Raw genomic sequence first — 14,288 nt, 5'->3', positions numbered from 1 at the left:
CTCCCATAACTATTAGGAATTGTCGGCGAAACCGTCGTCAGGGAAAATCACGGTTGAACTCATAGTCAAGACATGCTCACCAATCTGGTTCCGCCCCCGTGTCTCTATTATAACGAAACTCATCTTTCCCCGGCTGCCGGATCGTTCGAATATATCTGTGATCCTCCGGGTCAGCACAATATAGTCGCCGGGAAAAACCGGCTGAAAATAGGAAAATTTCTGCTCACCGTGAATTGCACCGTGTTGGAAGATATCGATACCCTCAATCTTTCCCTTTATGATTGTGCCGAAGAAGGTGGGAGGTACCCGTCCGTCAAACGGAATGCCCGCAGCTTGACAGAATCTACGTAATACGTCAGTCTCAACTTTTACTTGTACGGGCGAACTTTCCCTGCCAATTAACTGCTTATCAACCATTTTTGCCACCCCTTGTTGCATATTGGCCAATACCGCTGACACCAAATTTACCAATATCACATTCGAGCCTGTTTTAAGTTATAGCTGTTGACGTATGTTCTAACCGGCATACTCCGCATTCTCAAAGATCATAGCTGTAGCAGGACCGCCGCCGCCACACAAGGAGGCGCAGCCATAGCGGACGCCTCGGCGTCTCATCTCATGCACCAATGTAACCACTAACCGGGCACCCGTGCAGCTAACCGGATGGCCTAAGGATATACCTGAACCGTTAGCGTTAACTTTCTCAATATCTATTTTCAATTCCCGGTTAACCGCCAGAAATTGAGCTGCAAAAGCTTCATTCAATTCCCAGTAACCAATATCATCCATAGTGAGATTAGCAAATTGCAGTGCCCGTTTTACAGCCGGTACTACGCCAATTCCCATAATTTTAGGATCAACCGCTGCTGACGCTGAGGCAACAATACGTGCCAGGGGTTTAACACCAAGTTCTCTAGCCTTGTCCGCCGTCATCAGTACCAGTGCAGAGGCTCCATCATTCAGGCTGGAGGCATTACCTGCGGTTACCGTGCCATCCTTATCGAACACAGGCTTTAGTTTGGCCAAACCTTCCATGCTAATGTCAAAGCGGGGATGTTCATCAGTATCAACTACAGTTGTACTCCTCCTGCCTGCTATTTCAACCGGGACAATTTCCTCGGCAAATTTGCCGTCTTTGATCGCCAGACAAGCTCTTTGGTGGGAGAGCAGGGCCAACTCATCTTGTTCGTGGCGCGAAATGTTATACATTTTCGCCAAGTTTTCCGCCGTAACCCCCATATGATAATTGTTAAAGGCGTCGATCAACCCGTCGTTAAACATGGCATCGACTATTTCATCGTTGCCCATACGGTATCCACCGCGCGCCCGTGGCAGCAGGTAAGGTATGTTCGACATACTTTCAGGCCCTACCGCAGCTCCAACATCAGCCTTACCTAAGAGTATCTCCTGATACATTATTTCTGTGGCTCTCAATGAGGATACGCATACTTGATTTACGGTAGCGGCTACTGTTTCCACCGGGCATCCAGCACCTAAAGCCACCTGCCGGGCCGTATTCGCCTTGCAGCCTGCTTGGTTGGAGTGTCCCGCCACAACCTCATTGACTTGGCTTGGTTCGATGCCGGCTTTAGCCAGGGCTGCCTTAAGCACAAGAATACCTAGATCGACAGCTTGAACATCTTTCAAGGCACCCAAGAAATCTCCGATGGGGGTCCGCAGCCCGGCGGCAATAACAACTTCATTTAACATTCAATTTTGTCCTCCCCATTTTTGAAAATCCATTGATCAAAAAGCTTCTTCAGGAAAGTCGAGCGCGGAACTGTCCCCTTCTTTTATAACTTGCACCGTTGCCATTACATCAGGAACAATGTTTCTTACGTAAAAACGGGCGCTCTGTATCTTCCCCGTATAGAAAGCTTTATCCTGGTTTAATTCTTCCAGCTTCCGTTGGGCCACCTCGGCCTGCTGCATTAAGAGGCAACCGGCATACAGTTCTGCGCTAATTCTCAGAACCCTGGAAGCATATAACGGAACGAAGCGGGAAGAATTCAGGAAATAACCTCGAATCGTTTCAATCACTTCCCGGTAAGCTTGCGCAGCCTGGGACAGAATCGCAAATTCCCTGGCAAAAACCGTGTGATGCGCATTATCACTTATATATTGTTCCAACTCCCCAAACCATTCCTTAATTAACTTTCCGCTGTCGAGCTGCCACTTTCTGCCCACTAAATCCAAGGCCTGGATGAAGTTTGTCCCTTCCCAAATGGAGTAAATCTTAATATCTCTGGCCTGGCGCGCAACGGGATACTCTTCCGTGTAACCATAACCGCCGAAGACCTGGATGGCGTCAGCCACGAGACTCCAGGCCTGATCAGAACAATAAGCCTTGATCAGAGGAGTAATAATCTCTAGTCTGCGCCCGGCCTCGCGCACATCCGCTTCAACCTGACCGTAATCAAGTTGATCCATGTAGTAGTGACCCTTAAAAACCATGGCCCGCATGCCTTCAAGAACAGCCTTTTGCGTCAACAGCATCCGCCGGACATCTTCATGCTGGATGATCGGAACCCGGCCAAGCTCGGGCCGGCCGAACAGCCTGCCTTGAATGCGTTCCCTAGCGTAGCCAACCGCGTGATAATAGGCGGCTGCTGCTACCGCCAAGGCGCTGTGCCCAGTGTTAATCCGCGAATAGTTGATCATCTTAAACATCTGGGTCATCCCTTGTCCTAACCCCTGGGAATTTGGGGGTTCTCCGACGAGCATTCCCCTGCACCTGTTTTCGTCACCAAAACTCAGGACGGCTGTGGCAGAACCCTTTAGTCCCATTTTGCGTTCAATTCCTACCGTAGTAACGTCATTTGCTTCACCCAGGCTTCCATCGGCATTGACCCAAATCTTAGGCACAATAAACAAGGACAGGCCCTTGGTGCCCTTTGCTGCCCCGTCTACCCGCGCTAATACCACATGGATAATGTTTTCGGTAAGATCCTGGTCGCCCCCGGTAATAAAGCATTTCGTCCCCTTAATATTGTAAACACCCGGCTGGTCCGTCGGATAAGCTTTGGTGAGCATATCGCCAACATCGGAGCCGCCCCCAGGTTCTGTTATAGCCATGGTGCCTGCCCAGATGCCCCGAAACATGTTCGGGGTGAATAACTCCACCTGTTCCTTGGAGCCATAAGTTTGAATAACTGACGCTATCCCGCCGGTTAGGCCAATATACGAATCCATGCTGGGATTTGCCGCGAGTAGATACTCATGAACCGCCCCGTATAAAATCGCCGGCAGCGTTCCTTCACCATTAACGTCATGGTTACTTGAACCCCAGCCGTTAGCCTGAAAAAACTGATAGGCTTGATGAAATGAATCAGGTACCGATACCTTTCCGTCTTTAAAAATTGCCTCCGTACGGTCTCCATCTTCATTAGTCGGGGCTATTACATCCTTACAAACCTTTAGAGCCTGATCGAAAATCTCGTCTACATCCTCTAGACTTAAATAATCCTTAAACCTATCCAAGCTCAGAATCTTTTCAGATTGCAACCATTCCTTGACTATGAACTTATGGTCCCTCGTATCATAGATTAAGTTACTGGCCAAGCTTCTTTCCTCCGTCCGTTTTTTTATCTCATACAAAAATCGCGCCAATCCTATAAAACAAACTTTAGCCGAGAAAAAAGCCTCCACCAAAATAAAACCAATAAGACATATGCATTGGTTCATTAATAGGCAGTTCCTAATTTCAAGCGATCCGATGTTTCTTGGTGAATATAATTTTGACATGATCGGCTTTACGATTTACGAAGACTCTTATTAATAGGAGTCTTCGTAGTGACTGTAATAGCATGAATTGCGGAGAATTGCCGATGTCCAAATAAAGATTTCTCGATAGTTTATGCGCTGGTAACTTCGCTAGATTGTTCAGATCTTTTTACCTTCGAAGCCAAAGTTTCTTTCAAGAACAAAGATGGCAAGAATTGTATTACTGCCCCACCCAAGGCAAACCACATGGTCATTGTTATACCATATTTGTCAGCCATAAATCCGGCTAAAGCTGGAGTTACTGTTCCCCCTATGAGTTCGCCAACCATGATAATCAGACCCATAGCGGTTGCAACTAACGTTTTGGAAACCGACTCGCCAGGTATAATCGCCATGTACAGTGGGGCAGCCCCAGCTCCTAATAGAAGTGTGATTCCCACAGCAGGAACAAGAGCACCGAAGGAATGAATTGTCAATATTGCTATGTTGGCTAGCACAGTACAAACAGTTGCGATAATACAGGCCGGCTTGCGTCCAATTCTGTCAGAAATCAATGGTACAATGATGACCGAAAGGAAATTGACTAACCCGAACACCGTGAAAAAGGTACCTAACTGGGCGGTATTGAAATGATTGACTTGAGTTAGATAAATGGAGAAGAAGGTATTCTGAGTAAGCCACGCTGCCATCATGCCAAGTGACATGATGATGCCCAGCCATATGTTCCGGCTTTTAAAGACCTGAGAGTAGTCCTTTAGTTTAGTCCGGTGGTTAAGGCCGTCAGGACCAAAAACCGGCTCTTTCATAAATAGAATCAACAAAAGACCTACAATAATGCCCGGAACGGCCAAAACATTTAGTGCGCCTCGCCAGCCGAAATGCTGTGCTGAACCTAATACTATAATTGCACCAAGAGCTGTTCCCATTAAATTAGAAGCGCTTTGCACAAACCCCATATTGAATCCTACTCTTTTAGGTGATGATGCGGCCAACATAGTTGTCTGGGCCAGAACCGGTGTCGGCCCCTCAGCAAGTCCCATAATTGCTCTCATCAACAACAGGAAGCCAAAGGATTGGGCTAGTCCTGTTCCCATGGTAGCCACAGAGAACACCATTATCGCGCCGATCAGAATCTTCTTTTTAGAACCGAGAATGTCAGAAAGAGTGGAAAAGAGAAAGGACGAAAGGCCCCAAGCCAAGGCCAGAACCGACATTGTCAAACCCATTTGCGCAGCATTTAACTTAAGATCAGGCGCAACCATCGGAAATAACATTGCCAGACCGAAACGGTCCATAAAAACCAGACCGTAGGCGATGAACATTGTGATTAATATGAAATTCTCATACTTAAAGAAGCCCCTTTTTTCACTGTTCATCAACTTATATACCTCCTCAATTGATTAGATATTCTTTTAGAGCGAGCAATTTCGGCAAAAGTCTCCACTGGAGACTTTTGTCTCGTATGTTTTCCCCTAGCGTTTTCTTCGTAGAACTGTGCTCAAGCCTACCGGCTTCTCGGGTAAAATTCCCTCAGGATCGCTCCACCGGTCGCACTCAGAGCATCATTGCATCCGTCCATAATGAGAGAGGTCCTGGCATCCCGGAAAAGTTTCTCGGTGAGGTACTCTTGGGCCAGACCGTTGCCACCGAGAAGCTGAACAGCTTCACTGGCTACCTCGAAACACAGCCTGGTACACGTTACTTTGGCGGCAATCGAGTACTCCAGGAACGGTGCGGGGTTATGGTAGTTGAGTTCGCAAGCAGCACGCGAGAGGGCCCGGCAGCTTTCTACTTTGGAGAACATGTCAAAGAGCTTCTGTCTTACCGAGTAGTGTTCAATAATCGGCTTGTTTCCCTGGACTCTTTCTTTGGCGTATTTTAAAGCTTCCTCAAAAGCAGCTCTAGCCAAACCCGTTGACCAGACAGACATATCGGCGTTTACAGTAGCAAGGATTATTTCTTTGACAAAATGATATTGATCCGGACCAAGAACCATATAATTCTTAGGTATTCTTACTTCTTCGAAGAAAAGTTCCCCTTGACACAAGTCCCTTTGACCCATCTTCCGAAGCGGCTTCCCTTTCGAAACTCCTTTCAGGTTCAACGGAATGACACACAAGCCCATGCCATTCAATCCTCTCGACGGATCCACCTGGACGTGAACAACGGCGTGGGTGGCAATGGGCGCACCGGACACCCAGGCGGCCTTTTGCCCGCTAATTATCCACTCATCGCCATCCAGTTTCGCTCGAACATTGCCCAGAAAACCTGGTGAATTGAAGAAGTCTTCCTTGAAAGCGGAGGTATCGGAACCGTGGTCTGGTTCCGTGACGGCCCAGCAGCCAATCAAGCTGGCATCATGAAGGCCCAAAAACGGCTCGGTAAATTGCGCAATAAGTTCCTTATCACCCGACATGGCCGCGAAGTTGAATGGTAACCCTACCCCGTTAAGCAGAGCCGCAAGTCCAAAACTTCCCCAACCCAGTTCCTCCTGCACGAGGTGTATCTGGCGTGGTGTCAATCCGAGTCCGGCCTCCCCCGGCAGCAGTATTCTATGGTAATTAAGTTCATAGGCTTTTTTCATAAAGCCCCATATAGGCGAATTAGGCCCAATGGCATCTTCCGCAGACATCTGATCCAGTTCCTTACTAACAGGCCGCATAACTTCCGCTGCAAATTTGTGAGCAGCGTCCCTCAGGGCAATATCCTCCGAAGTCAAATCTTTATTTAAATCAAAGTATGTCATTTAATTTCCTCCTTAATTTTTTTAAATTTTATCTTAAATAGATACCTTTTCGAGAATATGGATTCCCATCGAGGCCTCCTCGAAATATATCTGGCCCCCTCCGTTTTCAGCCATACCAAGCTTTGCCCCTTGAACCTGCCTTTTCCCTGCTTCTCCCCGGAGCTGCACCACCAACTCGTGAATTTGAGCCACACCGGTTGCACCAAGGGGATGACCGCGAGAGATGAGCCCTCCGGAAACGTTCACCGGGATCCGGCCACCTAACGTCGTTGCCCCTGACTCTGCAAGTGGCCCCCCCTCACCAGGCTTACAAAAGCCTAATTGTTCGGTCATTTTTATCTCAGCGAAGGCTGCGGCATCATGTATCTCCAGCAGATCTATATCTTCTGGTCCTACCCCGGCAATCTTATAAGCCTTCTGAGATAATCGTACCTCTATTCCTTTATCCTCCTCGTCGAAGGTTCTTGGTGTGTTCGAACCGCAGACGGATGCCAACACCTTCACCGGCCGAGGTGATTTCAAACGCTTAAGAAAATCAGCAGAACACAGGATCGCAGCAGCACTCCCGTCACCTAAAGGGGCACACATGGGTACCGTTAGCGGATAGGCAACCGGCCTTCCTTCCAGTACCTCTTCGATGCTCATCGCTTCCTGATACTGTGCTTTGGGGTTCAACGAGCCATGCCAGTGATTCTTGGCGCTGATAGCCGCCAACTGACGTTGAGTTGTACCATACTTCCTCATGTGCCAGCTTACCATATAGGCATAGATGTCCATCATCGGACTGCGGTTGATACCACTACCCTCCAGATCCTCTATTTGTATGCCCAGCTTGTTCAGCCTCTCCCTCCAGGCAGCAAGCATGGTCGGTACATTTTCCATATCTGTCCCGAGCCCAATAGCCTGAAACGATTTAACCTTATCCTGATTGTAGAGCTTTTCGGTACCAACAGCTAACGCACAGTCGTAAGCCCCTGAGGCAACACCAAGCCAAGCCGAATGAAGCGCCTGGGATCCACCCCCGCAGGCGCTCTCTACATTGAAGACGGGGATGCCATGAATACCCATAGCCCCCAAAGCTACCTGGGCCCGCACCTGATGCTGGCCCTCGAAAAACCCCCAGGTAGAATTAGCAAACCAGGCTGCCTGTAAGTCCTCCTTTTGAAGACCTGCGTCGACCAATGCTTCTTCGACTGACTCTCTGGTAAGATCTTTAACCGAACGATCAAGGTATTTCCCAAAACGCGTCATTCCCACGCCTATAATAAAGACATCCACGTTGCTACCTCCCGCGATAGTTAGACTTTTGCCAATTATTCTAATTGCTTAGTTCAAGGCTTGAGGATTACCTTTATGGCCCCATCCAATTTCTTTTCAAATATCTCATAGGCCCTTACGGCCTCAGTCAGGGGGAATCTATGAGTAATCAACGGAGTTACGTCCAGTTTGCCAGCCTGAATAAGGCTAAGAAGTTTTTGTGTATAGATCACATTGGCCAATCCAGCTTGAATAGTAAGATTCTTCGGAATTATTTGCTGAAACGATATTTCCACCGGGTGTGGATTAACGCCAATAACGGACACAGTTCCGCCGATGGCCGCAGCAGCCAGTGAATTGCTAAAAGCTGCTGAACTGCCTGAAGCCTCAACGACCAGGTCAGCCCCCCGACCGCTGGTAATATCCATAATCGACTTTACCGGATCCGCCTGATTAACATTAATGACTTTATCGGCCCCCACGTATGGCCACTTCCAGCCTGCTCTCTTCCATATCTGCGACGATAATTTGGAAAGCGCCGAACAGACGCGCTACTGCCACGGTACAAAGACCCACAGGTCCGGCTCCGAAAATGGCTACTACACTTCCTGGCTGAATTCCCCTACCATCGGGATTTACTCCCATCACACCCGTGTAAGCGGTCGCCAAAATATCCCCAACAAAAATCACTTGCTCATCTGTTAGACCTTCCGGTATCTTTTCCAAAGTTTCATCGGCATACATTACCCGGGCATACTCGGCCTGCACCCCCTGAAGATTGCCAAACATTGGCCCACACCCAAAAATGCCCCCGTTTTCACAGGCAAATATAAGCCGGCTGCGGCAATTGTGGCAATGACCGCAATTGACCCCGGCCATACTTAACACTCTATCGCCGGGTTTTACCTTGGTGACGGCCGAACCTACCTCCTCTACTACACCAACGAACTCATGTCCAATTACAGTTCCCGGTTCCACCGGCAAGTCGCCGTGCAGAATATGCAAATCGCTGCCGCAAATGCAGGTGGTGGTAACGCGAATAATAGCGTCCTCCGGCCCCAGAATTACGGGCTTTGGTACATCGTCCACCCGAATTGTGCCTTTACCATGGAACACTAGCGCTTTCATACTTAATTCCTCCTTGCCAACTCCTCGAAACTTAGATTTACACTCATCACCAATTTAGACGTGGTTTGACAAGTTTTCCCCTTTCAACCAGTTTGTAATATCCGGGCCACTGACATGATTCAACCACCGAGATAGCTTCATTTGGGCAAATTGCCTGACAATCACCGCAAGCCTGGCACTCATTAGGTACAATCATCCTAGCTTTTTTCTCATTTATCTCCAACGCGTTGCTTGGGCAAGCTTGAACACACCAGTTACAGCCATTACACTTGTCCTGCTCGAAACTTACGACTCCAAATTTGCTTTCGCGCAAGTCAGTATTTTCCCAATCAAGAAATAGAATCTTCTCCATTCTCTCACCCTCCTTAATAAATCACATTCTTGCTGTCGTTTTCATACCATTCCACAGCATGTGTCTCTCTGTCCACCATCCCAGATGGATTACCCTTGGGATAGCCAATGGCAATGCTGGTTAGAAACTCAAATGGGTATTCAACTCCAAAAAGGTCTTTTACCTGTGGTACAAACTCAAACGCCACATGAAGAAAGTTAATCCAGCAAGTTCCCAGACCAAGGCTGGAAGCAGTAATGACCATGTTTTGACCCGCAATACCGCAATCGAGATCCGGACTATGCAGTCCGCGCACATCTTTAAAGATAAGAATAGCGGTTGGAGCACCGTGCAGGACACCAAACCTTCTATTGGCAATTTCACGTGTGGCGGCCATCGGAAGCGGGTGAAGCGGTTGGGGTGGTTTAGAGTTACCAGACATTTCAATAATTTTTTGGCATACCCCGATGGTGGTTTCTTCAAGGAAGTTTAATATCTTGGGGTCTCTGACTACTACGAACTTCCATGGCTGGAAGTTCCCTGCCGCAGGAGCAAAACGTCCGGCTTCCAAGATTCTCTTGATCAGTTCTTCCGGAACTTGCTTCTCTTTATAAAGACGCACACTCCGCCGGGTAAGAATTACTTTTTCTGTTTCGTTCCAATCTGGGCTAAGCCCCTGAGTAAGACTGTTATCCGCTTGTTTCAAAGTATCAACCATATAACACTTCCCCCTCCGAATGTTTTGTGTTGCTTTTTCTAACTGGGAATTTTGACTTTCGATTTTTCGGCATCCCAGGTATCCTTGGTAACACCCCGTTTTTTCAATTCAACTTTTTGTACCCGATAAGTACTGGTTTTTTCCAAACTATCCCAAAACTCGATATACCTTGGAACCATGAAGTAAGCCATTCTTTCATCACACCACTTGATAATCGACATGATATCCGGCTTTTTCCCCGGCTGGGGCACAATAATAGCCATAATATCGTCCTCGCCAAGCTCTGATGCAACCCCAAACACTGCTGATTCCAGGACGTCCGGGTGCTGGTTGATAATCCTTTCAACCTCCCAAGATGAGACATTTTCCCCCCGGCGGCGTAATGCATCCTTTTTACGGTCGACAAAAAAGAAATTGCCATCATTGTCGTAATAAACATAGTCACCGCTCCAGACCCAGCCGCCTGAATTCTTCTTCCTGGTTTCCTCTTCGTTTTTGTAATAGATGACCATGTTTCCGGTGGCCCCTTTAATCCTGGTCAGCAATTCCCCAACGGTATTTGGACCGACTTCGTTGCCATTCTCGTCAACCACCTTCGCCTCACATAAGCCAACAGGCTTTCCTATGGAACCGAGAATGCCATTATCGTTTTCCAATACACCCGCCCCGTCAACGGCGGCGTAGCCCTCCAACAATTGAAGACCAAATCTTTTTTCAAAGGCCTGCCAGATATCCCTGGGTGCTGCCCCGCTGAACGCAAACCTCACCGGATTATAGGCATCGTTTTCTTGGGGGGCCTGTTTAAACAAAATCGTAATCATGGCGCCGATTAATGAAGTTGATGTGGCCCCGTATCGCCGTATCTCATCCCAGAACTTGCTGGCGCTAAACCGCCTGCTCAATACCATGGCGGCTCCTGCTGCCATGGCAGACTGGGTCGTAAGGATCATGGCGTTGGCATGGAACAGGGGTAAACAGGTGTAAGCGACATCTTCAGGTGTATACTTAGGCATGATTGTGATTGGCTGAAATTGCACTACTCCTTTAGGAATCCCGGTGGTACCGGAAGTATACATTATTCTGGCCATATCATTGGCTGCAAGCGTTACCTCCGGTAAAGTATCATTAGAGCTATAAACATTATCCAGAGGCATTGTATTTGCCGGCAATTGGTATCCGGACGGTGCGTCCGCCGTACTTATAATAATTCGTTTTACCTTAGTTAGCTGCGGTTTAATCCTCTCAAACTGTTCCCAGTACTGGTGACTGATAATTACTGTTTTCGAATCGGAATGGTCCAATATATAAGCCAAACCATCACCCTTGAGCGCTGTATTAACCGGAACGATCACGCACCCTATTTTGGCTAGAGCGAACCAGCTAAAAATAAAGTCAGGATGGTTAGGAAGCATTACGCCTACCTTTTCACCTTTAACAACACCCAAATCAATTAAGCCGTTTGCCAGCCGGTTGCTTGTTTGGTCGATATTCCTGTAACTGTATTGCTCATCTTCAAAATAGAGAAAAGTCTTATCTCCCCATTTTTGAGCTTGCTCTACAATTAAGTCTCGTAAGAAATAGGGATTTTTTTGCTGTTGTTGCACATTTCCACCTTCTTTCCTTAAGTATTGCATCTAAATAGTTAGACGATTTGCTTCTCAATATCTTTATAGCACCCCCTTCAGCTATGAAATATTACATACGCAAAAAGCGTACCAATTAAAAAGCAGCGATAATCAAGCTCTCTTTGCCTCCTTTTGCAAAAAGACTGTTAAACAATGTTACAGTATTTTCTAAATATTCTAAAACAGTTTGGCATAACATGACTCAATTAGTTTGTAACGATGTGTTACGCTGTTTCAAATTTTTACACTTCCCTCTCTGTTGGGATACTCAGACAAAACTAAAAATTTCTCTCACATAAAAAATTCTCTAAGGCCTTAAGAATCTATCGATCTAATGGCAAAGTAAAACGTTTGAGTTGCTGTTACAAACCTTTTGGGCTCAAAAAACAACTTGTAGGAGAAAAAAGCTGTTTTTTCCAAATTGAAAACTATATTATAGAATTGATTAACTAGGTTTCTAATAAATTGACTGGACTATCTCCAATCACTGGGGGGATTAAATGTTTACTCAAATGGAATGGAAGAAGTTCATTGAAGGGGGAAATCTTGCACCAAATATTCCACCCTTAATCCGCACTTCTTGGCAAAGGTCAAAGGAAGCAAATATTGACCCGTTCTTAATAAAAAGACATTTGACCATAAGCCGCCAAGACCTCGTTAATTATCAAAAAAGCAACCCTGTGTACTTAAGCCTTACGGACGATATCAAGACTATGATAAATTCTATGCTAGAACAATTAAGGGCTACTATCACCTTGGCTAACAGTGAAGGTCTAATACTCTACCTGGGCGGTGATAAACAAGGAATCGAAGAATCTGATGAAAATGGGTATATCCCGGGAGCTATCTGGACGGAAACATCTGTTGGGACCACTTGTATTGGAATTTCCCTAAGACATAAAAAGCCGATTGTCACTCAGAATTATCAGCACTACTGCTCGGCATTTCATCAATACGACGGTGCTTCTTACCCGATCTTTACTCCTACAAAAGAGCTTGCTGGAGTTGTTACAATTAACTGTTACACCGGACAACTTCCGGCTATTGCGACTATCGCCTGGCTGACAGCAAGTTTACTGGAAGTGATGATAAGAGAAGCCGACTTAAAAAAAGATGTATCCTGGCACAAATACTTTTCCGAATACCTGTTTTCTGAAATTACGCGGGCCGGACTGCTTGTTGATGCCGATGATCGGATCATTTTAGCTAATACAATTGCCAAGGCGGGTTTAGGGACAACCCCCATGAGCATCAGCGAACTGGAAAACCAATGGCGTCACAAAATAAATCTTAATGGGAATCACAGATCATTTAGGTTTCCGATCAATAACGATGAAGAAATTAGCATCAATTCCGATGCTTTAGGTCAAAAAAGAATTTTATGGTTTGAAAAAAAACAACTTACAGAGAAAGTCTTTAACGATGACAGCATAGATAATTTCTCCGGCTTTCTCATCGGTGAAAGCAAATCCTTTCAAGATGCGGTGGTCATAGCTAAGAAAGCGGCTGCCAGTAATGTTAATGTTCTCCTAGAAGGTGAAACGGGAACCGGAAAAGAGATGTTTGCCCAGGCAATTCATTTTGCCAGTACTCGGAACAACGGACCTTTAATCACCGTCAATTGCGGCGCTATACCCAGGGAACTTGTTGTAAGTGAACTATTTGGTTATGAGGAAGGGACTTTTACCGGCGCCAAGAAACATGGAAATGCGGGCAAGTTTGAGCTAGCCGACGGGGGAACGTTATTTCTGGATGAAATTGGGGAGTTGCCTCAAGATGTTCAAGTCACCTTGCTAAGGGTTTTGCAGAATCGGGAGATAGTCAGGCTGGGCGGACATAAGGTAATTCCTATTGACGTCAGGATGATCGCCGCGACGAACCGGGATTTGCTTTCGGAAGTACGCCAAGGCCGCTTTAGAATGGATCTTTATTACCGTTTAAATGTGATTAAAATAACGCTACCGTCACTTAGACAGCGCCCAGAAGATATCCCGGTTCTTTGGAACCGGTTTCTGAAAGATTCTTGTTACCGGTTGAAGAAAAATGTCCCGGAAACCACGATGGCAGTGCAGAAAATTCTCCGCGAGTATAGTTGGCCCGGTAATATCCGGGAATTACAAAACACGGCTGAGAGAGTAGCCGTGTTGGTGGAGGGTTCCATTTTACCTGAGCACTTGCCTTTAGAAATGGCCCAAAATTTAAAGGCACCTAAAGCTGGAACTTCGCTAGCAATATTGCAAAGAGAAACTATATTAAATACGTTGGCTCTCAAGAACGGTAACATCACCCAGGCCGCACAAGTGCTGGGCGTAAGCAGACCAACTCTTTACCGGAGATTGAAGGAATATAAATTATTGGAAATTTCCTAAGATTTCATTTCAAAGGTTCATTATTCGGCAGCAATTGGATGCTATCTCCTGCCAGGCGGCAGGGTGGTAGCGGTGCAGATTTTTACATCACACCCAAGAAATACAACTCTTTCTCCTGGACTAGAAAGGACTTCCTCTATATCGTCTTCGACAATTTTTCATGGATTTAGGCGCCTGAAATAATAATATAGGTGCCTTTATTCATGCGGGTTTAAAGCAAGTAAGCAATACAAATAAGGGGTGTCCCCAAAGTTGTGCAAGTATCCCTAAAACTTATACTTTCTGCCCTGATATATCAAGTAAACCAAATGTAATCATTGGCTTAACCTCCATTTCAGGTAAAACCCTTTCAGTTTGCGGCAATGTTTGTAACAGTTTTTGTGAATATCCA

General features: G+C 46.5%; 12 protein-coding genes. 1 reads left to right on the top strand and 11 read right to left on the bottom strand.

Annotated elements, in window-relative coordinates:
* Positions 1–12 precede the first annotated feature (12 nt).
* From ACYQ2N_RS16180 to ACYQ2N_RS16130, 11 genes are all read right to left on the bottom strand, one after another.
* The gene (locus ACYQ2N_RS16180; RefSeq protein WP_460000355.1) at positions 13–417 is read right to left on the bottom strand and encodes an FAS1-like dehydratase domain-containing protein; all 405 of its coding nucleotides are present in this window, start codon (positions 415–417) and stop codon (positions 13–15) included.
* Between the two features lie 99 nt (positions 418–516).
* A complete protein-coding gene (locus ACYQ2N_RS16175; RefSeq protein WP_460000353.1) occupies positions 517–1,710 on the bottom strand; it encodes a thiolase family protein in 1,194 nt (397 codons plus the stop codon).
* A gap of 36 nt (positions 1,711–1,746) precedes the next feature.
* Positions 1,747–3,561 (bottom strand): acyl-CoA dehydrogenase family protein, encoded by a 1,815-nt coding sequence (locus tag ACYQ2N_RS16170; RefSeq protein WP_460000351.1) that lies wholly within the window; start codon positions 3,559–3,561, stop codon positions 1,747–1,749.
* A 293-nt stretch (positions 3,562–3,854) separates the two neighbouring features.
* Positions 3,855–5,099 carry an MFS transporter gene (locus ACYQ2N_RS16165; protein WP_460000564.1) on the bottom strand — a complete coding sequence of 415 codons (1,245 nt, stop codon included), beginning with the start codon at positions 5,097–5,099 and terminating at the stop codon, positions 3,855–3,857.
* 128 nt (positions 5,100–5,227) lie between these two features.
* Complete coding sequence (locus ACYQ2N_RS16160; RefSeq protein ID WP_460000350.1) at positions 5,228–6,469, bottom strand: acyl-CoA dehydrogenase family protein; 1,242 nt, start codon at positions 6,467–6,469, stop codon at positions 5,228–5,230.
* A 33-nt stretch (positions 6,470–6,502) separates the two neighbouring features.
* Positions 6,503–7,747, bottom strand: a complete 1,245-nt coding sequence (locus ACYQ2N_RS16155) for a thiolase family protein (RefSeq protein WP_460000348.1) — start codon at positions 7,745–7,747, stop codon at positions 6,503–6,505.
* Between the two features lie 53 nt (positions 7,748–7,800).
* The gene (locus tag ACYQ2N_RS16150; protein ID WP_460000347.1) at positions 7,801–8,208 is read right to left on the bottom strand and encodes a zinc-binding dehydrogenase; all 408 of its coding nucleotides are present in this window, start codon (positions 8,206–8,208) and stop codon (positions 7,801–7,803) included.
* A complete protein-coding gene (locus tag ACYQ2N_RS16145) occupies positions 8,195–8,854 on the bottom strand; it encodes an alcohol dehydrogenase catalytic domain-containing protein (protein WP_460000345.1) in 660 nt (219 codons plus the stop codon). Before ACYQ2N_RS16145 ends, ACYQ2N_RS16150 begins: the two co-directional genes overlap by 14 nt.
* A 46-nt stretch (positions 8,855–8,900) precedes the next feature.
* Positions 8,901–9,206 carry an ATP-binding protein gene (locus ACYQ2N_RS16140; protein ID WP_460000343.1) on the bottom strand — a complete coding sequence of 102 codons (306 nt, stop codon included), beginning with the start codon at positions 9,204–9,206 and terminating at the stop codon, positions 8,901–8,903.
* 13 nt (positions 9,207–9,219) lie between these two features.
* Complete coding sequence (locus ACYQ2N_RS16135) at positions 9,220–9,903, bottom strand: nitroreductase family protein (protein WP_460000342.1); 684 nt, start codon at positions 9,901–9,903, stop codon at positions 9,220–9,222.
* A gap of 38 nt (positions 9,904–9,941) precedes the next feature.
* Positions 9,942–11,507, bottom strand: coding sequence for an AMP-binding protein (locus ACYQ2N_RS16130; RefSeq protein ID WP_460000340.1), 1,566 nt, complete (start codon positions 11,505–11,507; stop codon positions 9,942–9,944).
* Positions 11,508–12,028: 521 nt separating this feature from the next.
* On the opposite strand from ACYQ2N_RS16130, the gene ACYQ2N_RS16125 reads away from it, so the two are divergent.
* Positions 12,029–13,897 (top strand): sigma-54-dependent Fis family transcriptional regulator, encoded by a 1,869-nt coding sequence (locus tag ACYQ2N_RS16125; protein ID WP_460000339.1) that lies wholly within the window; start codon positions 12,029–12,031, stop codon positions 13,895–13,897.
* The last annotated feature ends 391 nt before the right edge of the window (positions 13,898–14,288 follow it).

The organism is Paradesulfitobacterium aromaticivorans, assembly GCF_054657415.1.
The sequence above is the reverse complement of the archived record's forward strand: the minus strand, read 5'-3'. Positions and strand labels throughout refer to the sequence as shown.

What these genes read in the sequence shown, in the direction of transcription:
- ACYQ2N_RS16180 (WP_460000355.1), bottom strand. Translation starts at nt 417, where the DNA reads ATGGTTGATAAGCAGTTAATTGGCAGGGAAAGTTCGCCCGTACAAGTA.
- ACYQ2N_RS16175 (WP_460000353.1), bottom strand. Translation starts at nt 1,710, where the DNA reads ATGTTAAATGAAGTTGTTATTGCCGCCGGGCTGCGGACCCCCATCGGA.
- ACYQ2N_RS16165 (WP_460000564.1), bottom strand. Translation starts at nt 5,099, where the DNA reads ATGAACAGTGAAAAAAGGGGCTTCTTTAAGTATGAGAATTTCATATTA.
- ACYQ2N_RS16160 (WP_460000350.1), bottom strand. Translation starts at nt 6,469, where the DNA reads ATGACATACTTTGATTTAAATAAAGATTTGACTTCGGAGGATATTGCC.
- ACYQ2N_RS16145 (WP_460000345.1), bottom strand. Translation starts at nt 8,854, where the DNA reads ATGAAAGCGCTAGTGTTCCATGGTAAAGGCACAATTCGGGTGGACGAT.
- ACYQ2N_RS16140 (WP_460000343.1), bottom strand. Translation starts at nt 9,206, where the DNA reads ATGGAGAAGATTCTATTTCTTGATTGGGAAAATACTGACTTGCGCGAA.
- ACYQ2N_RS16135 (WP_460000342.1), bottom strand. Translation starts at nt 9,903, where the DNA reads ATGGTTGATACTTTGAAACAAGCGGATAACAGTCTTACTCAGGGGCTT.
- ACYQ2N_RS16125 (WP_460000339.1), top strand. Translation starts at nt 12,029, where the DNA reads ATGTTTACTCAAATGGAATGGAAGAAGTTCATTGAAGGGGGAAATCTT.